The 22,946-nt window shown below is 59.5% G+C and carries 20 protein-coding genes; 12 read left to right on the top strand and 8 right to left on the bottom strand.

Annotated elements, in window-relative coordinates; translation table 11 throughout:
* The first annotated feature begins 139 nt into the window (after positions 1–139).
* The 6 genes from I9H09_RS20490 (at position 140) to I9H09_RS20465 (ending at position 7,010) form a co-directional block, all read left to right on the top strand.
* A complete protein-coding gene (locus I9H09_RS20490) occupies positions 140–670 on the top strand; it encodes a (2Fe-2S)-binding protein (protein ID WP_122325546.1) in 531 nt (176 codons plus the stop codon).
* The gene (locus tag I9H09_RS20485) at positions 667–1,656 is read left to right on the top strand and encodes an FAD binding domain-containing protein (protein WP_005894307.1); all 990 of its coding nucleotides are present in this window, start codon (positions 667–669) and stop codon (positions 1,654–1,656) included. The genes I9H09_RS20490 and I9H09_RS20485 overlap by 4 nt, the downstream gene beginning before the upstream one ends.
* Positions 1,653–3,854: a xanthine dehydrogenase family protein molybdopterin-binding subunit gene (locus I9H09_RS20480; RefSeq protein ID WP_053931549.1), complete on the top strand. Its 2,202-nt coding sequence runs from the start codon at positions 1,653–1,655 to the stop codon at positions 3,852–3,854. The genes I9H09_RS20485 and I9H09_RS20480 overlap by 4 nt, the downstream gene beginning before the upstream one ends.
* A 516-nt stretch (positions 3,855–4,370) precedes the next feature.
* A complete protein-coding gene (locus tag I9H09_RS20475) occupies positions 4,371–5,810 on the top strand; it encodes a cytochrome ubiquinol oxidase subunit I (RefSeq protein WP_024671634.1) in 1,440 nt (479 codons plus the stop codon).
* 3 nt (positions 5,811–5,813) lie between these two features.
* Complete coding sequence (gene cydB / locus I9H09_RS20470) at positions 5,814–6,821, top strand: cytochrome d ubiquinol oxidase subunit II (RefSeq protein WP_024671633.1); 1,008 nt, start codon at positions 5,814–5,816, stop codon at positions 6,819–6,821.
* A 21-nt stretch (positions 6,822–6,842) separates the two neighbouring features.
* A complete protein-coding gene (locus tag I9H09_RS20465) occupies positions 6,843–7,010 on the top strand; it encodes a DUF2474 domain-containing protein (RefSeq protein WP_005894301.1) in 168 nt (55 codons plus the stop codon).
* A 94-nt stretch (positions 7,011–7,104) separates the two neighbouring features.
* Here the strand turns inward: I9H09_RS20465 and I9H09_RS20460 are convergent, their stop codons facing one another.
* Positions 7,105–8,232, bottom strand: a complete 1,128-nt coding sequence (locus I9H09_RS20460) for a methyltransferase (protein ID WP_122347040.1) — start codon at positions 8,230–8,232, stop codon at positions 7,105–7,107.
* 128 nt (positions 8,233–8,360) lie between these two features.
* Positions 8,361–8,594, bottom strand: a complete 234-nt coding sequence (locus I9H09_RS20455; RefSeq protein WP_005894298.1) for a response regulator transcription factor — start codon at positions 8,592–8,594, stop codon at positions 8,361–8,363.
* A gap of 336 nt (positions 8,595–8,930) precedes the next feature.
* Here I9H09_RS20455 and I9H09_RS20450 point away from each other — a divergent pair, with 336 nt between their 5' ends.
* Positions 8,931–9,707: a ferredoxin--NADP reductase gene (locus I9H09_RS20450; protein WP_122325005.1), complete on the top strand. Its 777-nt coding sequence runs from the start codon at positions 8,931–8,933 to the stop codon at positions 9,705–9,707.
* Positions 9,708–9,879: 172 nt separating this feature from the next.
* Here I9H09_RS20450 and mscL read toward each other — a convergent pair whose 3' ends face one another.
* On the bottom strand, positions 9,880–10,326 hold the full coding sequence (gene mscL, locus I9H09_RS20445; protein ID WP_005894296.1) for a large-conductance mechanosensitive channel protein MscL: 447 nt from the start codon (positions 10,324–10,326) through the stop codon (positions 9,880–9,882).
* Positions 10,327–10,339: 13 nt separating this feature from the next.
* Complete coding sequence (locus I9H09_RS20440; protein WP_144106539.1) at positions 10,340–10,522, bottom strand: hypothetical protein; 183 nt, start codon at positions 10,520–10,522, stop codon at positions 10,340–10,342.
* Here I9H09_RS20440 and radA point away from each other — a divergent pair.
* The gene (gene radA / locus I9H09_RS20435) at positions 10,521–11,888 is read left to right on the top strand and encodes a DNA repair protein RadA (RefSeq protein ID WP_122325003.1); all 1,368 of its coding nucleotides are present in this window, start codon (positions 10,521–10,523) and stop codon (positions 11,886–11,888) included. The genes I9H09_RS20440 and radA overlap by 2 nt on opposite strands.
* 13 nt (positions 11,889–11,901) lie before the next feature.
* On the opposite strand, the gene I9H09_RS20430 is transcribed toward radA, so the two are convergent.
* Complete coding sequence (locus tag I9H09_RS20430; protein WP_005894295.1) at positions 11,902–12,276, bottom strand: PilZ domain-containing protein; 375 nt, start codon at positions 12,274–12,276, stop codon at positions 11,902–11,904.
* Between the two features lie 284 nt (positions 12,277–12,560).
* Here I9H09_RS20430 and I9H09_RS20425 point away from each other — a divergent pair, with 284 nt between their 5' ends.
* The 3 genes from I9H09_RS20425 to yjiA all read left to right on the top strand — a co-directional run bounded on the left by I9H09_RS20425 (position 12,561) and on the right by yjiA (position 15,934).
* Positions 12,561–14,636: a carbon starvation CstA family protein gene (locus I9H09_RS20425; RefSeq protein WP_005894294.1), complete on the top strand. Its 2,076-nt coding sequence runs from the start codon at positions 12,561–12,563 to the stop codon at positions 14,634–14,636.
* Between the two features lie 27 nt (positions 14,637–14,663).
* Complete coding sequence (locus I9H09_RS20420; RefSeq protein WP_002555232.1) at positions 14,664–14,861, top strand: YbdD/YjiX family protein; 198 nt, start codon at positions 14,664–14,666, stop codon at positions 14,859–14,861.
* A 95-nt stretch (positions 14,862–14,956) separates the two neighbouring features.
* The gene (gene yjiA / locus I9H09_RS20415; RefSeq protein ID WP_005894293.1) at positions 14,957–15,934 is read left to right on the top strand and encodes a GTPase; all 978 of its coding nucleotides are present in this window, start codon (positions 14,957–14,959) and stop codon (positions 15,932–15,934) included.
* Between the two features lie 108 nt (positions 15,935–16,042).
* On the opposite strand, the gene glyA is transcribed toward yjiA, so the two are convergent.
* The gene (gene glyA / locus I9H09_RS20410) at positions 16,043–17,296 is read right to left on the bottom strand and encodes a serine hydroxymethyltransferase (RefSeq protein WP_005894291.1); all 1,254 of its coding nucleotides are present in this window, start codon (positions 17,294–17,296) and stop codon (positions 16,043–16,045) included.
* A 346-nt stretch (positions 17,297–17,642) separates the two neighbouring features.
* On the opposite strand from glyA, the gene I9H09_RS20405 reads away from it, so the two are divergent.
* Complete coding sequence (locus I9H09_RS20405; RefSeq protein WP_183142441.1) at positions 17,643–20,384, top strand: HopW family type III effector protein; 2,742 nt, start codon at positions 17,643–17,645, stop codon at positions 20,382–20,384.
* A 74-nt stretch (positions 20,385–20,458) separates the two neighbouring features.
* On the opposite strand, the gene I9H09_RS20400 is transcribed toward I9H09_RS20405, so the two are convergent.
* Together I9H09_RS20400 and I9H09_RS20395 are read right to left on the bottom strand one after the other, a co-directional pair.
* Positions 20,459–21,910 (bottom strand): amidase, encoded by a 1,452-nt coding sequence (locus I9H09_RS20400; RefSeq protein ID WP_122325001.1) that lies wholly within the window; start codon positions 21,908–21,910, stop codon positions 20,459–20,461.
* A gap of 47 nt (positions 21,911–21,957) precedes the next feature.
* A complete protein-coding gene (locus tag I9H09_RS20395) occupies positions 21,958–22,893 on the bottom strand; it encodes a SphA family protein (protein ID WP_042932739.1) in 936 nt (311 codons plus the stop codon).
* Positions 22,894–22,946: the final 53 nt, after the last annotated feature.

Here is a 22,946-nt window from a genome sequence, read left to right as displayed (position 1 = left end):
GGGATGGCTGCCCGCGGATGACGGTCTTTCGACGATAAGTACGCTCATCCAGAAAGCCTGAACGTTGCAAACCTCGCGAAGTCCCACCCCTTAAGACGCATAAAAAGTGCGCCAAGCGACCGCCTACCGTGAGGTTTCCATGAGTGCAACGACCCCGAACCCCCAGGATTTCGCTACCCACGCGATTTCCCTGACCCTGAATGGGCAGCTCCGTCAGCTTGATGTGCTGCCCTGGACCACGCTGCTTGACCTGTTGCGAGATCAGCTCGACCTGGTCGGTACCAAGAAAGGCTGCGACCACGGCCAGTGTGGCGCATGTACCGTGCTGCGTGATGGTACGCGCATCAATGCCTGCCTGACGCTGGCGATCATGTGCGACGGCGCTGAGCTGACTACCATCGAAGGCCTGGCCGACGGTGAGCAACTGCATCCAATGCAGCAAGCGTTTATCAAGCATGACGCCTTTCAGTGTGGCTATTGCACCCCCGGGCAGATCTGCTCGGCGGTGGGCCTCGCCAATGAAGGTCGTGCCAGCACCCGCGCCGAAATTCAGGAGCTGATGAGCGGTAACCTGTGCCGCTGCGGTGCTTACAGCAACATCCTTGCTGCCGTCGAAGAAGCGCTGCCACAGTTTCACAATGCCGCAGCCAAGCCGGAGGTGAACGCATGAACCCGTTTACCTACAGCAAGCCGACCGACGTCAGTGCAGCGGTCAATCTGAGCGGGCCGGCCACACGGTTTATCGCGGGCGGCACCAACCTGCTGGACCTGATGAAGGAAAACGTTGCCAGGCCTGAGCATTTGATCGATATCACCGGCCTGCCATTGCGTGAAGTCAGCGAGACCGCGTCTGGCGGGCTGATGATCGGGGCGCTGGTCAGCAACGCCGATCTGGCCTATCACCCCTTGATCGAGCAGCATTATCCGCTGTTGAGTCAGGCCGTACTGGCAGGTGCATCGCCGCAGCTTCGTAACATGGCCAGCACCGGCGGCAATCTGTTGCAGCGCACCCGTTGTTATTACTTCTACGACACCGGCGTGCCCTGCAACAAGCGAGAGCCCGGCACCGGTTGCCCGGCCCGCGATGGCCTGAACCGCATTCACGCGATTCTCGGTGCCAGTGATGCCTGTGTGGCGACTCACCCGTCTGACATGTGCGTAGCCCTGGCTGCGCTCGAGGCCGTTGTGCATGTTGAAGGCCGCGCCGGCAAACGCACCATCGAGTTTGCAGACTTCCATCGCCTGCCTGGTGATGCGCCGCAGCGTGACAACCAACTGGCAGACGACGAGTTGATCACTGCTGTCGAATTGCCAGCGGCGCGCTTTGTCAGCAACAGCGCCTACGTCAAGGTTCGTGACCGTCAGTCCTACGCCTTTGCACTGGTGTCGGTTGCAGCTGCGCTGGAACTCGACAATGGCGTGGTGCGCGACGTGCGCATTGCCTTGGGCGGCGTCGCGCACAAGCCGTGGCGTGACAAAGCGGTCGAGAGCCTGCTGGTCGGAAAGCCCGTGACTCGCGAGAACTTCGCAGCAGTGGCTGACGCCATGCTGGAAGACGCGCAGCCGCTTGCGCACAACGGTTTCAAAGTTCGATTGGCCCGCCGCGCGATCATTCGTGCCTTGAGCGACGCCGCAACAGGAGGGAGCGCCCAATGAACCAGCCATTTTCGCCAATGGGCAAACCCGTGGATCGCGTCGACGGTCGTCTGAAAGTAACCGGCGGCGCACGTTATGCCGGCGAGTACCCTGAAGAAGGCCTGCTGTTCGGCAGTGTGGTCTCCAGCACCATCGCCAGCGGTCGCGTGGTCAGCATCGATATCAGCGAAGCCATGAAAGTGCCGGGTGTCGTTGCGGTACTTGATCACACCAATCGTCCTTCGCTGGCCAGCTATGACGAGAACTATGAAGACGCTGACTCGGCAGACGGCTCGCCATTCCGTCCGCTGTACAACGATAAAGTGTTGTACAGCGGTCAGCCGTTGGCGCTGGTTGTGGCCGACACCCAGGAGCTGGCGCGACACGCTGGTTCGCTGGTACGCATCGATTACGAACAGGCCAGCCACCAGACCGATCTGCAGGCCATGCTGGATACCGCGTACGACGCACCTGCCGAACTGCCGCCGCCGCGTGGCAACTTCGAGGGTGAGCTGGCAAGTTCTGCGCTGAGTGTCGATGTGACATACAGCACGCCAAGCGAATACCACAACCCGATGGAACCGCACGCTTCGACGGTTCTGTATCAGGCAGACGGCAGTTTGCAGATCCACGACAAGACCCAAGGTACGCAGAACTGTCAGGACTACCTGCACAAGGTCTTCGGTCTGGAAAAGGACAAGATTCGTGTGTTGGCTGCCTTTGTCGGCGGTGCATTCGGTTCCGGCTTGCGACCGCAGTATCAACTGCCATTGGCGGTGATGGCTGCGCTGCACTTGAAGCGTTCGGTACGCCTGACGTTGACTCGCCAGCAGATGTTCACCTTTGGTTACCGCCCACGCACTGTTCAGCGTCTGCGCCTGGGTGCTGCTGCCAATGGCCGCCTGCTGGCTGTGGGCCACGAAGCCATCGGCCAGACCTCGCGTTTCGAGGATTTCAGCGAGCACGTCGTGGAATGGAGCGGCATGCTCTATCAGTGTGACAACGTGCAACTGACTTACAAGCTGGTGCCGCTGGACGTGTTCACGCCGCTGGACATGCGTGCGCCGGGCGCTGCACTGGGCATGATCGGCCTGGAATGCGCGATGGATGAATTGGCCTGCGCGCTGGCGATCGACCCGGTACGCCTGCGCCTGACCAACTATGCCGAACGCAATGGTAACGAAGACAAGCCTTATTCCAGCAAGGAGTTGCGCGAATGCTACAGCCAGGGCGCCGAGCGTTTTGGCTGGGAACGCCGCAACCCTGAGCCACGCAGCATGCGCCAGGGCCGCCAACTGGTGGGCTGGGGCATGGCAGGCGGTGTCTGGGAAGCCATGCAGATGAAAGCCAGTGCCAAGGCGCGTCTGGGAGCAGACGGTTCGCTGGTGGTTAGCAGTGCCACCACCGATATCGGCACAGGCACTTACACTGTCATGACCCAGATCGCAGCCGAATCTGCGGGTGTCGATGTAGACAAGGTCACTTTCCTGCTGGGCGATTCGTCGTTGCCGACCGCGCCGTTGCAGGGTGGCTCGTTTACCGTGTCTTCAGTGGGTACAGCGGTGCAGCAGGCCTGTCAGGCCTTGCAGCGTAAAGTACTGGAAGTGGCCAAAGGTCTGCATCCGCAGTTCGCCTCTGCCACGCCAGATCAGGTTCGCTTTGAAGCAGGCAAGCTGTACCTGGGTGATCAGGTGCTGTCGATGGCCGAGCTTGCAGCGTCGCAGGCCAATGGCGCGATCGAAGTGCAGGTGGACGCCGAGCCGGACAAGAAGCGCGAAGCCTACGCGGCGGCAACGCACTCGGCGGTATTCGTTGAAGTGCTGGTGGATGAAGATCTGGGCACCGTCAAGGTGAACCGTGTGGTCAGCGCGGTTGCAGCAGGCCGGGTGGTGAATCCGAAGATGGCACGCAGCCAGATTCTGGGTGGCGTGGTCTGGGGGATGGGCATGGCGCTGCATGAAGAAGCGATGCTTGACCATGACCTTGGCCGCCCGATGAACCACAGCCTTGCCGAGTATCACATCCCGGTGAACGCTGATATTGGTGACATCGACGTGCTGTTTGTCGAAGAAAATGACGAGATCGTCAATGCGCTGGGCTCCAAAGGCGTCGGCGAAATCGGCATCGTGGGAGTACCGGCAGCTATTGCCAACGCCATCTACCACGCGACCGGCAAGCGGATACGCGAGTTTCCGATCACGCTGGACAAGCTGTTGTAATTCTTCGGCTGTCGTTCCCACGCCCATGCTCGTCGTTGTAAGCGAGTCTTGAGAGGCCCGCAGATAGGGCTTCTTCCCGGAGGGCGTGGGGGCTTCAGGAGGTTACGACGGCTGCGACGTGCTGCTAAACGGCTCTGAACGGGCGACATTGCTTGTGCCTGATGCTGTTCACGTTCCTGCTGCCGGTTCCCGGCAGTTCGCGGACAAGTCCGCTCCTACACAATTCCTCTCCTACACAATTCCTCTCCCTCCGCTCCCACAGAAGCGGAGCGTCGCTCTCCACGTGAGACATCCCGCCACGCGACAATAGACCACACGGCTTAAAGGGCTGAACAGGACTACTCTTTCATTGTCGATTGATCTACGTCATTGCTTAAAGGCACAGGATGACCAATCGACCAGCATTTGCTCGTTCAAGAACGCTGCATAAAAAGAAACAAATGCACTCATTACCGTGGGGGCAATCGCTGTTGGCTTGTTGTCGGCAGCAGGTTTCATCTGAGAGAGGAACGTTTTATGTTCGGTTTAGAGGCTATCGATCTCGCCCGAATTCAGTTCGCATTCACGATTTCGTTTCACATCCTGTTTCCTGCCATCACCATTGGTCTGGCAAGTTATCTGGCTGTGCTCGAAGGCCTGTGGCTGAAGACCCGCGATGATGTCTACCGTGACCTGTACCACTTCTGGTCCAAGATATTTGCCGTCAATTTCGGCATGGGCGTAGTGTCCGGGCTGGTCATGGCCTATCAATTCGGCACCAACTGGAGCCGCTTCTCTGATTTTGCCGGCGCTGTTACCGGCCCTCTGCTGACCTACGAGGTGCTGACCGCCTTCTTCCTGGAGGCCGGTTTCCTCGGCGTGATGCTGTTCGGCTGGAATCGCGTCGGTCGCAACCTGCACTTTTTCTCCACGGTGATGGTTGCCATCGGCACGCTGATTTCCACCTTCTGGATTCTGTCGTCCAACAGCTGGATGCAGACCCCGCAAGGGTTCGAGATCATCGATGGTCGGATTATCCCCACTGACTGGTTCGCCGTGATCTTCAACCCGTCGTTCCCGTATCGCCTGACACACATGGCGATCGCTGCGTTCGTGGCAACTGCGTTCTTTGTCGGTTCTTCCGCCGCCTGGCACCTGCTGCGTGGCCGCGATACACCGGCGGTACGCAAGATGCTCTCGATGGCCATGTGGATGGCCCTCCTGGTGGCGCCTGTTCAGGCAGTGGTCGGTGACTTCCACGGTCTGAACACGCTCGAGCATCAGCCCGCGAAAATCGCAGCAATCGAAGGCCACTGGGAAAACGAGGGTGACAAGCCCACGCCGCTGATTCTGTTCGGCATCCCCGACATGAAGGAAGAGCGTACCAAGTACGCGGTGGAAATCCCGTACCTGGGCAGCCTGATCCTGACCCACAGCCTTGACAAGCAAGTGCCTGCGCTCAAGGAATTCAAGCCCGAGGATCGCCCTAATTCGACGATCGTGTTCTGGTCGTTCCGGGTCATGGTCGCACTCGGCATGCTGATGATCTTCACCGGCCTGTGGAGCCTCTGGCTGCGCAAACGCGGCACCCTGTATAACTCGCGTCCGTTTCTGTACATGGCGCTGTGGATGGGACCTTCGGGCCTGATCGCGATCCTGGCGGGCTGGTTCACCACCGAGATCGGTCGTCAGCCGTGGGTGGTCTACGGCCTGATGCGTACCGCAGATGCCTCTTCGGGTCACAGCGTTGCGCAGATGAGCATCACCCTGGTGTTGTTCGTGGTCGTGTACTTCGTGCTGTTCGGCACAGGTCTGGGCTACATGATGCGGCTGGTCCGCAAAGGGCCGAAAGCCTACGTCGAGCACGTACCTGACGGTGGTCCTGGCCAGAAACGCACACCGGCCCGTCCGCTCTCCGCCGCTGTTGAAGGCGCAGAAGATGGCGACAATATTGACCATCTTGGCAAGGGGAACTAAGCCATGGGCATCGATCTTCCGCTGATCTGGGCCATCATCATCGTCTTCGGCATCATGATGTACGTAGTGATGGACGGATTCGATCTGGGCATCGGGATTCTCTTCCCGTTCATGAAGGAAAGTCACGACCGCGACGTGATGATGAACACTGTTGCGCCGGTCTGGGACGGTAACGAAACCTGGCTGGTACTGGGCGGCGCTGCGTTGTTTGGCGCGTTTCCGCTGGCCTATTCTGTGGTTCTGTCTGCGCTGTATCTGCCGCTGATGTTCATGCTCATGGGCCTGATCTTCCGCGGCGTGGCATTCGAGTTCCGCTTCAAGGCGACCGAGCTGAAGCGTCACTGGTGGGACAAGGCCTTCATTGGCGGCTCGCTCGCGGCGACCTTCTTTCAGGGTGTGGCGCTGGGTGCCTATATTGAAGGCATTCCGGTGGTCGATCGTCAGTTTGCAGGCGGCTCGCTGGACTGGCTTTCGCCGTTCCCGATGTTCTGCGGCCTGGCCTTGATCGTTGCCTATGCGTTGCTGGGCTGCACCTGGCTGATTATGAAGACCGAAGGCCCTCTACAGAAGGCCATGCATGACCTGGCGCGCCCTCTGGCACTGGCGGTTCTTGCCGTCATGGCTGTGGTCAGCCTGTGGACGCCGCTGGCGCATGCGGATATTGCGCATCGCTGGTTCAGCATGCCTAACCTGTTCTGGTTCATGCCGGTGCCGATTCTGGTGTTGGTGACCATGTACGGGCTGTTCAAGGCTGTGGCGCGAAATGCCCACTACACGCCGTTTCTGCTGACCCTGTTGCTGATCTTTCTCGGCTATAGCGGTCTGGGCATCAGCCTGTGGCCGAATATCATTCCGCCTTCAGTGTCTATCTGGCAGGCCGCCGCGCCGCCACAGAGCCAGGGTTTCATGCTGGTCGGCACGCTGTTCATCATTCCGTTTATCCTGGGCTACACCTTCTGGAGCTACTACGTGTTCCGCGGCAAGGTGACGACCGAAGACGGTTATCACTAGCCCGAACCGAGGAGAATGACGATGTCTGGTAAAAATTCCATGCACGATCCGGATCCGGCACTGAGCAAACCGCTCTGGCAACGACTGGCCTGGCTGGTCGGGATCTGGTCGGGCAGTGTGTTTGCGCTGTTCATCGTCGCCAGCCTGATGCGCATGTTCATGAGCGCTGCAGGCCTGACGACTCACTGATCATCACTGCATTCCCGTTCGTGCCTTCCGTGCACGTTTACGACCCTCTGTCACCGCTCGTGTGGCAAGAGGGTCTTTTTTTGCGTGCTGCGGCTTACTTGCGTGCTTTGAGGATGACGAACTTGGGTGTGGATGCAACCTGCTCGACACCCCGGAACAGGCGCGACAGCTTGGTGTGATAACCCAGATGTCGATTACCGACGATATACAGTGCGCCGCCTGTTACCAACGCCTCGCGCGCCTGGAGGAACATGCGCCAGGCGAGGAAATCCCCCACCACCTGCTGCTGCTGATGAAACGGCGGATTACACAGCACCACATCCAGAGAGTCAGGTTCCTGGCCGTCCAGCCCGTCGCCTGCACGGATGACGGCTTCTCGCTCGCCCAACTGTGCCCGCCAGTTTTCTGCAGCCGATTGCACAGCCATGTATGACTCGTCCACCAGCGTGTAGTGCGCATCGGGATTGTCCAGCGCACTGGCGATGGCCAGCACCCCGTTGCCGCAACCCAGGTCTGCAACCCGCGAGCTGCCCAGGTTCTTCGGCAAATGAGGCAAAAAGGCCCGAGTGCCGATATCCAGCCCCTCGCGACAGAACACATTGGCGTGGTTGATCAGTTCGATGGCCGGTTCATCCAGCCGGTAACGCGTCGGGTAGGGCGAGGCATGCACCTCCTGCGCCTGCGGTGTCACAAACAGCAATCGAGCTTTTTTCACCGCCAGCGAGGCTTGCACCGGCCCCACATATTCTTCCAGCAAGTCTCCGGCCGAGCGCGGCAAATGCTTGACCATCGCCGCAGCGATCACCCGCGCGCCGGGTGCCAGTTGGCCTTGCAGCCGTATCAGTTGCTCTTCCAGCAGGGCAAGGGTCTTGGGGACGCGGATGAGCACCCAGTCGAACGGGCCGTTCAGTGGCTCGCTGGCTGGTATCAGAGGCACTGCGTCATAGGCCATGCCGTTGCGTGCCAGGTTCTTTTCCAGCCCTTGCGACGCCAGGTACGAATCGGTACTGCTTGACACTGTCGCGTGGCGGGCGAGGCTCGCCGCAAGGGCGCCGAAGCTGTCGTTGAGCACCAGCACCCGGCTTTGAAGGCTCAGCCCGGTCTCTGCAACGTGGCTGAGCAGGTATTCGTCAGCGGCATCGAATGCCTGCAGCGGCTCATCCTGTTGCTCTGGCTGGCGGATGAGATCAAGTTCAGCGAAGGGACTGATGAGCAGGGGCATTGGCGGGAGAACTCTGTGCAATCGAAGGTATATCAGCGAGTCCTGTGACAGGCAGACTCGCCGATACCCGGGATTTTACGTAGTTTTCCGACAGATATCTGCCTATTGCTGAACAACGGCGGTTTTTGTCAGAACATGCCGCTCATCGCAGCACGTACAGCAGCGGCGGTCTTGTTGCACACGCCCATCTTTTGGATGGCACTGGCGATGTGAAAGTGAATGGTGCGCTCCTTCAGGCAAAGAATGATTGCAATGGCACCAGCTGTTTTCCCTTCTGCGGACCACTTGAGGACTTCGATTTCTCTCTGTGTCAGGTTCTTTGCTGGCGAGGGCTGTAGAAAATTGATTTCCATGGTGTTCATGAAGCCTCCTTGCGGTGTGTATCCAGACCTTGCTGTTCGCTTATCCAGTCTAGGAACAAATCACCGGCAACCCGCCGCCTGCGCAGGCGCGCTGACGGATGGACTGATGGCACTTGGCACCGCGAAATATGTGTTTACCCTGTAACCCTTGTGCAAGAGCGGTTCAGGTAATTTGTCGCGCAGCCGTTCAGCCAGCTCAGGCAGTCTTCGAGAACCAAATGCTCTAAGCCGACAGGCCGGTTTCGAGGTAAATCATCACAAACAGCCGGTGTTTATCGCGACGGCTTTGCGGGACACTGGGTTCTGCTTTCCATATTCAGGAGTTCAAAGCGCACCATGACCGTCAGTGATGACAAGTTCACCCGACAGACACTGCAGCGTGTCACGCCGCTGACCGAGAACCTGTTCACCCTGCGCGCTACACGCGATCCGGGTTTTCGCTTTCGTGCCGGCCAGTTTGCGCGGCTTGGCGTGACCAAGGCCGATGGCACGACCGTGTGGCGTGCCTATTCGATGGTGTCTTCACCCTACGACGAGTTTCTGGAGTTCTTCTCCATCGTGGTGCCCGACGGCGAGTTCACCAGCGAGCTGAACCGCCTGCGCGAAGGCGACACCCTGATGGTGGAAAAGCAGGCATTTGGTTACCTGACGCTGGATCGATTTGTTGATGGCCGTGACCTGTGGCTGTTGTCTACAGGCACAGGCGTCGCGCCTTTTCTGTCGATCCTTCAGGATTTCGAAGTCTGGGAGAAGTTCGAGCGGGTGATCCTTGTCTACAGCGTGCGCGAGTCCCGCGAGCTGGCCTATCAGCAGCTGATTGCCGAGCTGATGCAGCGTGAGTATCTGGCTGAGTACGCGGACAAGTTTCTGTTTCTGCCCACGGTAACCCGCGATCAGCATCCGGGCGCATTGAATGGACGCATCACGCAACTGATCGACAACGGAGAACTGGAGCGCGCCGCCGGAATTGCCCTCACGCCAGAGCATTCGCGCGTAATGTTATGTGGTAATCCGCAGATGATCGATGACACACGAGCGATTCTCAAACAGCGCGACATGCGTCTGAGCCTGTCACGTAAGCCAGGGCAGGTGGCAGTCGAGACGTATTGGTAGACGACGCTTCGCTCGTCCACAATCCCCAAGGATCGTAGGAGCGGACTCGTCCGCGATATGCCGGGAACCGGCAGCAAGCTGCTTCAGGGCCGCTTCGCAGCCCATCGCAGCTATCGTAACCTTCTGATACTCCCACGCCCCACAAACACAAGCTCGTGTTTCAAACCCACAATCAGAGTGGGCGGGCAGGGTCCACGGTGACGGGTTCTGCCGGCTTGTTCTGTTCCTTCAGCAGGTCGCGGATCTCGCTCAGCAGAACTTCCTGCCTGGAAGGCGTTGGCGGCAGGGTAGGCGCCTTGGCTTCTTCGCGTTTCAGGCGATTGATCGCCTTGACGCCCATGAAGATCGCGAACGCGACAATGATGAAGTCGATGATGGTCTGGATGAACTTGCCATACGCCAGCAGTACTGCGGGCGCTGTGCCCTGTGCTGGACGCAGGGTGACGGCCAGGTCACTGAAGTCCACTCCGCCGATCAACAGGCCTAACGGCGGCATGATGACATCGCCGACGAACGACGAAACGATCTTGCCGAATGCCGCGCCAATGATGATACCGACGGCCATATCGACCACGTTACCTTTGACCGCAAAGGCCTTGAACTCGCTAAGTACGCTCATGGGTAATTCCTTGTTACAGATAAAATTGATCCAGAAGAGTGTAGCCCAGCCGTAGTGTTGCCGCTTGAACCACGTTTAATCGACCGGAGCCGCCTGCGTAAGTTTTATCCGGTTTTGAAACCTGTGCTTCGCCGAGCGAGTAGCGGGTACCGAAACCTGCGCTATGATGGGCGTTTTTCACGACTGGGGTTGTCATGGCCAAGGCCAAACGCTTGTACGGCTGCACCGAGTGTGGCGCGACGTTTCCCAAGTGGGCGGGCCAGTGCGCTGATTGCGGCGCCTGGAACACACTGGTCGAAACCATGATTGAGAGTGGTGCCGCTGCGCCCCCCAGTGGACGCACGGGCTGGACCGGTTCGCAGGCGCAGATCAGAACCCTGGCAGAAGTCAGCGTCGAAGAGATCCCGCGTTTCTCCACCAACTCCGCCGAGCTGGATCGCGTGCTCGGTGGCGGTCTGGTAGACGGTTCGGTGGTGTTGATCGGCGGTGATCCCGGCATCGGTAAATCAACCATTCTGCTTCAGACACTGTGCAACATTGCGCAACGCATGCCTGCCCTGTATGTCACTGGTGAGGAATCCCAACAGCAAGTGGCCATGCGCGCACGACGCCTTGGGTTGCCGCAGGAAAAACTGCGCGTCATGACCGAAACCTGCATCGAGACGATCATTGCCACAGCCAAGGTCGAAAAGCCGAAAGTGATGGTGATCGACTCGATCCAGACGATCTTTACCGAACAGTTGCAATCCGCACCGGGTGGCGTATCGCAGGTTCGTGAAAGCGCCGCCTTGCTGGTGCGCTACGCCAAACAAAGCGGCACCGCGATCTTTCTGGTGGGTCACGTTACCAAGGAAGGCGCGCTGGCCGGTCCACGCGTGCTGGAGCACATGGTCGACACTGTGTTGTATTTCGAAGGCGAGTCGGACGGCCGCCTGCGCCTGTTGCGGGCCGTGAAGAATCGCTTCGGTGCCGTGAACGAGCTGGGCGTGTTCGGCATGACCGACAAGGGCTTGAAGGAAGTCTCCAATCCGTCGGCGATTTTCCTGACCCGTGCGCAGGAAGAAGTACCGGGCAGTGTGGTCATGGCTACGTGGGAAGGTACGCGACCCATGCTGGTGGAAGTCCAGGCACTGGTGGATGACAGCCACATGTCCAATCCGCGCCGGGTGACACTGGGGCTCGATCAAAACCGTCTGGCGATGCTATTGGCCGTATTGCACCGGCATGGCGGCATTCCGACCCACGATCAGGACGTGTTCCTCAACGTGGTGGGTGGCGTGAAGGTGCTCGAGACCGCATCAGACCTGGCCTTGATGGCAGCGGTCATGTCCAGTCTGCGCAATAGGCCTCTGCCGCATGACCTGCTGGTGTTTGGCGAAGTGGGGTTGTCGGGTGAGGTCAGGCCCGTGCCCAGTGGTCAGGAGCGCCTCAAGGAGGCCGCCAAGCACGGTTTCAAACGGGCCATCGTGCCGAAAGGCAACGCGCCGAAAGAAGCACCTCCCGGCTTGCAAATCATTGCTGTCACGCGCCTGGAACAGGCTCTGGATGCGCTGTTCGAGTAACCCTCCCTTGGGGTTATTCGTACAACTCGATCAAGGCCGCCAGTTCCCGATCGAGTTCCTCGGGGTCGCCGAGGTTCAATTCGACCAGCCGCCTCAGGTAGCTGATCGACTCCAGCCCTATATGCCGGCAAACAAACCCCAGTTGCCGGTTGTTGTCATGGGTGACTTCGGCATCCATTTTCACGTGGGCATCGTTGCTTAGAATGATGTCGACTTCAAAGGGTTGCGTCGGATCACCGTTCCAAGGATCAGGCCGTTCGATCAGCAACCCTTTGAGGGACAGGTCGACCAGTTTCACTTTCCAGCTTTTGTCGCCTTGCTTCAGATCGGTCTTGGCATCAAAGGCAATGCGTTTGAAACGACGGCGATCTTCGGGTGAGTCGGTCATCGGGTTAACTCTCTTGTCGCCCGTTGAAACCAGTCAGCGGGCAGGTTGTTTTCCGAGCAATTCTTTCGTCTCTGCACGATAGACCGGAAAGCAATGGCAGAACAGTTCCTCCTTGCCGTTTTGTGATCCGGCCACCATCTCTTGAGGCCATTCCAGCCCTCTATGCCGGGTATCTGCCGCAATTGATCATTTTTCGACCTAGACCTTGGTTGGGGGTGGTCTTTCGTGGATCCGACGCTAAACTCGCACTGCTTGCCTTCTAGTCAACTCTGCTGGAATAAAAAATGAAAAATAATAATAGCCTGATGCGCCACGTTCCCTGGCTCATCGTTGCAATTGTCGGAGCATGTGCTCTTGGGGTCGTGGCCTTGCGTCGCGGAGAGGCGATCAATGCCTTGTGGATAGTGGTTGCTGCGGTGGCTATCTATCTGGTTGCTTATCGTTACTACAGTCTTTTCATCGCCACGCACGTCATGCAGCTCGATCCGCTGCGTGCCACGCCGGCGGTGGTCAATAACGATGGTCTGGACTACGTGCCGACCAACAAACATATCCTGTTTGGTCACCACTTTGCCGCCATCGCTGGCGCGGGGCCGCTGGTCGGGCCGGTGCTGGCCGCGCAAATGGGCTATCTGCCCGGTACGCTCTGGCTGATCGCCGGTGTGGTGCTGGCAGGAGCGGTGCAGGATTTCATGATTCTGTTCCTGTCCACGCGCCGCGACGGTCGCTCGCTGGGCGACATGGTTCGCGAGGAAATGGGCCGCATTCCCGGTACCATCGCCTTGTTCGGCTGCTTCCTGATCATGATCATCATCCTTGCGGTGCTGGCGCTGATTGTGGTCAAGGCGCTGGCCGAAAGCCCTTGGGGCATGTTCACGGTCATGGCGACGATTCCGATTGCAATGTTCATGGGCATTTACATGCGCTACATCCGTCCGGGACGCATTGGAGAAATCTCTATTGTCGGTGTCATTCTGCTGCTGGGTTCGATCTGGGTCGGCGGTGCGGTAGCGGCTGATCCGACCTGGGGGCCGATGTTCACCTTCACCGGCATACAGATCACCTGGATGCTGGTGGGCTACGGTTTCGTCGCAGCCATGCTGCCGGTCTGGCTGCTGCTGGCGCCACGTGACTACCTGTCGACCTTCCTCAAGATCGGCACGATTCTGGCCTTGGCAATCGGTATCCTGATTCTGGCCCCCGAGCTGAAAATGCCGGCCCTGACCCAGTTCACCGATGGCACCGGCCCGGTCTGGAAAGGCGCGCTGTTCCCGTTCCTGTTCATCACCATCGCCTGCGGCGCGGTGTCGGGTTTCCACGCGCTGATCTCTTCGGGTACCACGCCCAAGCTGCTGGATAACGAAAAGAATGCCCGTTACATCGGCTACGGCGGCATGCTGATGGAGTCATTCGTGGCGATCATGGCGATGGTCGCCGCTTCGGTCATCGAACCAGGTGTCTATTTTGCGATGAACAGCCCGGCTGCCGTGGTTGGCAGCGATGTGGTGACGGTCGCGCAGACGGTTTCCAGCTGGGGCTTCGCCATCACGCCCGAACAACTGACAGCGGTCGCCAAAGACATCGGCGAAAACACCATTCTGGCCCGCGCCGGTGGTGCGCCTACCCTGGCGGTCGGTATCGCGCAGATTCTCCATCAGGTATTGCCGGGCGAGAACACCATGGCGTTCTGGTACCACTTCGCGATCCTGTTTGAAGCGCTGTTCATCCTCACCGCTGTCGACGCCGGTACACGGGCCGGACGCTTCATGCTGCAGGACCTTCTGGGCAGCTTCGTGCCAGCCCTGAAACGCACCGAATCCTGGACCGCCAACGCTATAGGTACAGGTGGTTGCGTCGCGCTGTGGGGGTATCTGCTGTATCAGGGCGTGATCGACCCGCTGGGTGGCATCAACACCCTGTGGCCGCTGTTTGGTATCTCCAACCAGATGCTCGCCGGTATCGCGCTGATGCTCGCCAGCGTCGTGCTGATCAAAATGAAGCGTCAGCGCTACGTCTGGGTCACCATGTTGCCTGCTGTCTGGCTGCTGATCTGCACCGTGACGGCTGGCCTGATCAAACTGTTCGACGCCAACCCAGCGGTCGGCTTCCTGGCCCTGGCCAAGAAGTACAGCGCCGCTGCGGATGCCGGTCAGATTCTGGCTCCGGCGAAGACCATGGACCAGATGCAGCATGTGATCTTCAACGCCTACACCAACGCCGGGCTGACCATGCTGTTCCTTTTTGTGGTGTTCAGCATTCTGTTCTATGCCATCAAAGTAGGTCGTGCGGCCTGGACGACCAAGGAGCGCTCCGACAAGGAAGCTCCTTATCAGGCCATGCCGCCAGCGCCGCAGGTGTGATGATGTTCACCCACAGAGGATTTGCCCATGTTCAATGACCTGAGTCGCCTCGGCAAATACCTCGGTCAGGCCGCGCGCCTGATGGTGGGCATGCCTGACTACGATACGTATGTCGAGCACATGCAGAACACCCACCCGGACAAGCCGATGATGACCTACGAGCAGTTCTTTCGGGAGCGGCAAGAGGCACGTTACGGCGGCAAGGGCGGGCCGAAGTGCTGCTGATATGCTGATCTGCGTTATTGTCTGACCCGACGCGCCACAGGCCATCACCTGTGGCGCGTTTTCATTCCAGCTGAATGCATCACGCCAGGAGCCTTATGACTGAGTTGCAACCCATCCCCGTGACCGTGCTGACCGGTTTTCTGGGCGCAGGCAAAACCACCTTGCTGCGCCATCTGCTCAAGGCCGAGCACGGCCTGAAGATTGCGGTAATCGAAAACGAATTCAGCGATGCCGGTATCGACAGTCAGTTGCTCGGCACCGACCCGGTGCAGATCATGACCCTGTCCAACGGCTGCGTGTGCTGCACCATTCACACCGACCTGACCAAAGCGCTGTATCTGCTGCTGGAGCGCCTGGACAGTGGCGAAATCGCTTTCGACCGGTTGGTGATCGAATGCACCGGGCTGGCCGATCCGGCACCGGTCGCCCAGACGTTTTTCATCGACGAAGAGCTGCGCGAGCGTTACATCCTCGACGGCATCATTACCCTGGTGGACGCTGCCCACGCAGATACCCATCTGGCGCAAACCATCGCCCAGGCACAGATCGGCTTTGCCGACCGTCTGTTGGTCAGTAAGCGTGACCTCGTAGACGACGCAGCCTTCGATGCCCTCAGCGCGCGTCTTGCGCGCATCAACCGCCGCGCCCCGATACGCATCGTCGACCACGGCAAGATCGACCTCGCCGAACTGCTCGACGTGCGTGGCTTCAACCTCAACGCCGACCTCGGCGGCGGCATGGTCTTGCGACCACTGGCCCCGGTCGGCAACTCCGGCGACCGCATCACCAGCCTGGTCCTGCGCAGCGACAAACCCCTGAACCTGGACCGTCTCAGTGAGTTCATGAACGAACTGCTGGAAGACCACGGCAAGCAGTTGTTGCGCTACAAAGGCGTGCTCAACATCGAAGACGAACCGCGCAAAATGGTGTTTCAGGGAGTGCTGAAACTGTACGGCTTTGACTGGGATACCGAGTGGGCTGAAGGCGAGCAGCGCGAGAGCGTAATCGTGTTTATTGCCGATGAGTTGCCGGAGGAGAAGATTCGAGCGGGGTTCGAGAGGGTTTGTGCATAAGGTATTTGGCTATGATCTGAGTAGCTGCCTCCGCTAGTGAGCCACCCAACAAAAAGCCCCGGCTCTCACGAACCGGGGCTTTTCGGTGTTGCGTCTAGACGAAGTCTATCAAGCGCCGTAGACCGGCAACTTCGCGCAGATGGCCTTGACCTTTTCACGGACAGCGTCGATCACTGCTTCGTTGTTCAGGTCTGCCAGGATGTCGCAGATCCAGCCAGCCAGTTCCTTGCACTCTGTTTCCTTGAAGCCACGAGTGGTCACTGCCGGGGTGCCGAAGCGCAGGCCGGAGGTGACGAACGGGGAGCGTGGGTCGTTTGGCACGGAGTTCTTGTTCACGGTGATGAAGGCGCGACCCAGGGCGGCGTCTGCGTCTTTACCGGAGATGTCCTGCTTGATCAGCGACAGCAGGAAGAGGTGGTTTTCAGTCCCGCCGGACACGACGTCGAAGCCGCGCTCGATGAAGACACCGGCCATCGCCTTGGCATTCTTGACCACCTGTTGCTGGTAAGCCTTGAACTCGGGTTGCAGCGCTTCCTTGAAGCAGATCGCCTTGGCCGCGATGACGTGCTCCAGCGGGCCGCCCTGCGAGCCAGGGAATACAGCGGAATTCAGCTTCTTCTCGATGTCGGCGTTGGCGCGAGCCAGAATCAAGCCGCCACGTGGACCGCGCAGGGTCTTGTGCGTGGTGGTGGTCACGACGTCGGCGAATGGCACCGGGTTCGGGTAGACGCCTGCTGCGACCAGACCGGCAACGTGAGCCATGTCGACGAACAGGTAGGCACCGACCTTGTCGGCGATGGCGCGGAAGCGCGGGAAGTCGAGGATCTGCGAGTAGGCAGAGAAACCGGCGACGATCATTTTCGGCTTGTGTTCAACAGCCAGGCGCTCGACTTCGTCGTAGTCGATCATGCCGTTGGCATCGATGCCGTACTGGACGGCGTTGTACAGCTTGCCCGAGGACGAAACGCTGGCGCCGTGGGTCAAGTGACCACCGTGGGCCAGGCTCATGCCAAGAATGGTGTCGCCGCCTTGCAGCAGGGCCAGGTAGACAGCCGAGTTGGCCTGCGAGCCTGCGTGTGGCTGAACGTTGGCGTAATCGGCGCCGAACAGCTCCTTGGCGCGGTCGATGGCCAGTTGCTCGATAACGTCGACGTACTCGCAGCCGCCGTAGTAACGCTTGCCTGGGTAGCCTTCAGCGTACTTGTTGGTCAGGACCGAGCCTTGAGCTTCCATGACGGCCGGACTGGTGTAGTTTTCCGAGGCAATCAGCTCGATGTGTTCTTCCTGACGCAGAGCTTCTTGCTCCATGGCGGCAAACAGATCGGCGTCGTACTTGGCGATAGTCAAATCACGGCTGAACATGGCAGTCCTCAAAGGGGCATGGCGGAAAAGGCGACTATTCTACCCCATCGGGTTTTATCTGGCATATGAAAGGCAGTCATCTTGACCAGTGACAGCGTTCACGCTGCGCTCTGCAAGGCGTGAAATCATTGCCACTGTGCAGGCGCAAGCCCTGCTCTGGGCGGGGCCCACCCGCATGAGATTGCCCGGTTCGATGGCGTCATCCCTGGCTTGATATGGGCTCATTCACTCTAAATTTCAGTGGCCATGCGTCGACTCTTCCTTGGCTGCCGGGAACCGTTGCGGGTCGGATGCCACTTAGTCGGTCAATTGCTTGTACCCACTAACCACAGGGAAAACGCCCATGATGCCCTCTCAGATCACGCGCTCCTCTCATTCCTCATTACCGGACGCCGCCCCGGCGTCCTCCGATGCCGCCAGCAGCTGTGAGCAAACCCCGCAACAGGCTCGTACCACGGCCTTTGTCGCCTCCGGCGAGCTGGCCGTGGCATTTGGTCGCACTTCCGCTGTGCCGGTGCAGGACCCTGTGCGCCTGTTGTCTAATCTCCAGCGTGAATTGGGCAAGACACACCCGTCTTGGCCCGATGTTGCCCAGCTCGGGCAGGACCTCGCGGAGGTCGCCATGACTGAGCAGGGCTGGCATCAGCTGGCAAGCGAAGATCAGCAGCCAGCGCTGAAAAATGTGCTTGATCATTGCACTAAACGTCTGTTCGATAAGCCCGGGTCCAGCGCATCCCACGCGTCGCTGGCCCAGGCCCTTGAAGGGCTCAGCACGGCGCGGCTGCATCAGTCTCTCGCCTGTTTGACCACCCGGACGCCTGCCTTGGCGCTAGCGGTCCCGGATCTGCTGGCGCTGGCCCATCTGGAACCCGAGTCTCTGGCCGCAAAGCCCACCAATGCCTTGTCGTACGCGCTCTTCAGCAGTTTCGTTCAGACGACCAAACATCGTACGCTTGAGTTGATTAACAACCTTCAGCATCAATCCGCAGAAACTGTCGGTCTGTTGCGCTCGCATGCCGATACGCTCAAAAGCCTTGAGGGATTGCCTGGCGCCTTGCAGGCACTGACAGAAAACTGCCCGGACGTGTCTGCCCGCAACGCGCTGCAGGAGTTGGCGGAGGTGGCCGGGGAGCTGCTGCAGCAATTACGCGTACACGATCTTTTGCCGCAGTTGCAGGAAATCTCCAGTGAACCCGAAGAGGCATCAGTGCACAGTGAGGAGCCTGTCGAGCCCGCCGAGCCAAGGCTGACGCGAAGCCAGGCACTGCTTATGGCCGGCGGCAATCTGGTGCGCAAGTTCGATGCCTACGGGGCGTTGGCGCCGATGGATGACAAGGGCTTGCTGGCCCTGATGCGCACCCCGGCGCCGCACCTGTCGCCCGATCAGATGCATGCCTTTCTGAACAGGCATGTGCTCCACCTCACTCAGGAGCAGCGCAACATCGTCAGCGAAACACCATTGCCTGTCGCCTCTGAAGAAAACATCGAGGCCCAGCGCGGCATGGGGTTCGATGAAAAACTGCGGCTGGCGCTGGCCGCAGGCACGCTGGTGTTGACCGAGGAACAACTGGCCGAACTCGATGAGTTACCGAAGGCGAGTACCACGACATCCGACGTGTTGAAGCCGCTGTTGGAAAAACCATCGTCTGCGCTGACCGAGGCAGAGCACGACATGCTTGGCGCAATCGTTCAGGCCAACGCGCAGGGACAACTCGACGCCTGGCGCGCTCACAACGAAAAGTTGCCTGAGGTATTGCAGCGCTCGGGGCTGCCATCCCACGTGCGTGAGGAGTTGCTCAGCCTCAATAAAAGCATGAATGCCGAACTGGGCACGCTCAAGAATGGCGCCTCGTTGATCAGCCGCGTTGGCGCAAGCCCGGCGATGCTGCTCGCGCTGGCCCCCTTGCCTCTGGCCGTGGCGTTCGTCAGCAATGACAACTCCTACAGCTCATCGCTGGTTGCACACTACACCAAGAACGCCGTGTTCATGGCCGGCCTGATGATGAACGAGCTGACCAACGCGCGGACCAACGTCGATCACGGCCTCAACCGCTACTTCGTCACGTTGCTGTCCAACGCCATCGTGGCGCAGCCCACTTTCGCCAAAAACGAACACCTGCTGGATCAGGTCGGCTTCGGTATCGCAACGGCTGTCGCGTCCGGCGCGGCCACGCTGGGCGTGTTCAACCGCGAGTCGATTGCAGCCGCTTTCAAGATGGTGAAGAGCAAGTCAAAGCAAGACACCGGGGACGCGAACATCTCGGAAGAAGATCACCTTGCCGTGGTCAAGCACTTCGACGTCAGCGAGCATTTCGCTCAGCAGATGAAAGTGGCGACCGAGGTTTACAAGCAGGACAAAAGCATCACCGACATCATGAATTCAAGCCTGACGTATCTCGGCTCCAAGAGCAGCGAGTTCCGGGCTACATTCGAAGTCGCCGATGCCATGCGTGCAGGGCTGGAACTGCCTGCGAGCGAGCGCAAGGAGGACCCTGATTTCTACACCAAGCTGGGTCTGGTTGCTCTCACTGCGAGTATCGGTGCGGCGCTGGTGATGTTGATGAAAAGCATGGTCGGTAAAGCCGATTATGCGGCGGACGGCGCCTGGTGCGTGTCGGAGATGCTCAAACTGGCCATGAATCCCGAAGTCGATATGCAAAAGGCGGTTCAGGTCTTCAAGGAAATCGTCGGGCTTAACCTGGTGATGACGGGGTTTTTGGGCGTCAACAAAGCCTGGAATTTCCTCGACAAGGGTTTGAAAGGCTACGCCTCGGGCGCCGCAGTGCTGACCGCAGCCAACCTCACGCTGCCCGGTATGGTCGGCGAAGTGGCAGGCGCCGCAGCCGGCAAGGGGTTGAGCTACCTGACTGACAAGGGCAAGGCGGCGCACCAGGCTGGCAAGGCGGCAGCGTCCTGGGCCGGCAATTACGTCGGCACCTCACGTCTTGGGGGGGCGGTCAGCTCTCTGCAGGCTGCAATTCCCGGCAGGGTTGCCGGTGGGCAAGTAGTGGCGAGCCTCTATGACCGCTACCGGTACATGACCGGGGCGCACCCGGAGCCTGTACAGGAAACGGCTGGCGAGCCATAAGTTCTTAGCCTGAAGACTGCAGCCTGCGACCCAGGCTGCAGTCCCGCCTGGCCTCCGGCAATAATCCCTCCTTATCAATCCCCTTTTGCACTGCAAGGAGGCCTGCGTGCTGCCCACGGTTGGGCGCGTTCCAGTTGAGCTGCAAGGCTCAACAAGGTCAGTTCGTCGCCAAACCGGGCTGCGAAGTGAGAACCCAGAGGTAGCGAATCGGCTGTCCAGTAAAGAGGCACGGACATGGCCGGTTGCCCTGTCGCATTGAACAGCGCCGTGTAAGGCGAATAGCTGTGTGAAAGGGCAATGAAGTCCTGCAGCGAACGGCTGTCGTCGTCGAACGCCAGTTCTCCGAGTCGGGGTGGTGCGCGGTTGAGCGTCGGGGTGAGGACGATATCGTATTCCTCGAAGAAACCGGCCATGGCCCGGCCCAGTGCATGCATTGATTCGACTGCCGAAATGTAGCGTGTCGCAGGCAGTTGGCCACGCTCGCGCAGAATGACGCGGGTGCGGGGCTCCAGTTCGTCCATGGCAACCGGGAAACCGCGCATTTTTCCGAGCAGCTCAAGGTAGCCCTGGGTGTGGGAGCCGATGATGTCGAACGTCGCATCGAGGAATTCAGGCAGCCTGACCGGCAGTGTCGTCGGCACAACGTAATGGCCGAGCGACTCCAGCAAGGCCGCGGTGTGCTGCAGTGCAGCCAGAGCCTCCGGTTCTGCATGCCAAGGCGAAAGGGTCGAGACCAAGGCGATTTTCAGCCGTTTGGGTTCGCGTTCTACTGCCCGCGAGAAGGAGGTTGGCGGCATGGGCGCCGCATAGGGAGCACCTGAATCAATTCCTGCGGTGGCATCGAGCAGGGCGGCGCTGTCGCCTACCGACAGGGTAATTGCATGCGCCGTTCCCAGTCCTGCCCAGCCTTCACCGACCATAGGGCCTGAAGGCAAAAGGCCTCGCGATGGTTTGAAGCCGAATACGCCGCAGCAGGAGGCCGGCACGCGAAGGGAGCCGCCACCGTCGTTGCCGTGCGCGAAGGGGATGGCGCGTGCTGCCACCAGCGCTGCGGCACCACCGCTGGAGCCGCCCGCGCTGTAATCCAGATTCCACGGGTTACGGGTCGCCCCGAAACGTTGCGATTCGGTGCTGTAAGAGACGCCGAACTCAGGTGCAGTGGTGGTCCCGATCAGTTGGCATCCTGCGCGACGCAGCCGGCTGACGATTTCGCAGTCGATGTCCGAGCGGAACTCGCCCAATGCGCGTGAGCCACAGGTCATCCGCGCACCTGCCATAGGGGTGAACATGTCTTTCACGAGGGTAGGGACCCCTGCCATAACGCCCTGTCGAACGCTATTTTCGGTCGCCTGACCGCGCGCCTGATCATAGAGCTTTTCGCAGACCGCATTCAGGCTGGGCTCTACCTGTTCGACCCGCGCTATTGCGGTTTCCAGCAGTTCACTCGGGCTCACTTCGCCTTTGCGTACCAGCGCTGCCAGGCCACGTCCATCCAGGGTATTGAATAATTCGTGCAGGTCTTTCATTGATTGCCTCCAGGATTTAAAGCAGGTGGTCGTGATGAGTACGCCACTTAAAAACTGATGCCGGTGCGCAGCGCGACGGTGTAGCCCTCGGCCCGATTGCGGGCATCGAACTCCTTGTAGGCGTGCAGCCACACAGGAGGCAGACCGCTACCGGGTTTGAAGTAACTCACGGCGGGACCTGCGGCGATTACGCGGGCGCGGTTGCCCCGAGTCAGTCCTGGCGCGTCGTCATCCGAGAGTTGTCTGTAGTAGTAACCGCCGATGCCCAGGGTCCAGTCGCCAACGTGTTGACCTACCGCGAACTCGTGGCGATATTCGACGCCGCTGCGGTAGTCGGTGTCGGGGTTTCGCGCGTTGATATCGATCTGAAAACTGGAAGAAACCTCAAATCCGCCGGGTGAAATGTAGGTCGCATTCAGCAAGGGGGAGAGCGTCCAGTGGTTGGTTCCGGGGCTGACCAGACGGTTTTTGTCATAGTCTCCGGTAGGGGCCTGAATCATCAGTTGGGTATTGATACCGAGGCCCGGGCCAGGCGTCCATTCCAGAATAATCGGCACCACTTGCAGGTCTGCGGGACGAAAGACCGATGCGCTGTCGCTGAAGACGCGTTGACCTCCGGCATTCACGCCCAGGTCTGCATCCATCTTGAAAAACACGGGCACTGCAGCGAAGCCGTAGCGGGCGCCCAGAAACGTTTGCCCGGTCATGCGCAAGTAAGCCAGGCCGATTGCCAGAACGTTGATATGGAAATCGTTACCGCTGTTATTGCCTTTGCTGTCGGTGATGACGTTCGCCCGGTAGTTGCTGACGCGCATTCCGACGGTGCCATTGGGTGTCGACGGTGGCATGAACCCTGACCCGAAGTCGAACACCCCCGCCGCTGTGGTGGGGGCTGCGTTCTCGGTAGCGTAGGTTCCGGGCGCCAGTGCAAAGATCAGAATGACAAGTCCTGACGCTGTAAGGATCCGCTTTTTTAATGACATTGGAATGCGCCTTGTTATTTTTATGGGCGAACACGTGCCTCCCTGGCAGGGTG

It is taken from the genome of Pseudomonas tremae (assembly GCF_023278125.1).
Classification (GTDB): domain Bacteria; phylum Pseudomonadota; class Gammaproteobacteria; order Pseudomonadales; family Pseudomonadaceae; genus Aquipseudomonas; species Aquipseudomonas tremae.
This window is presented reverse-complemented; position numbering and strand designations above follow the sequence as displayed.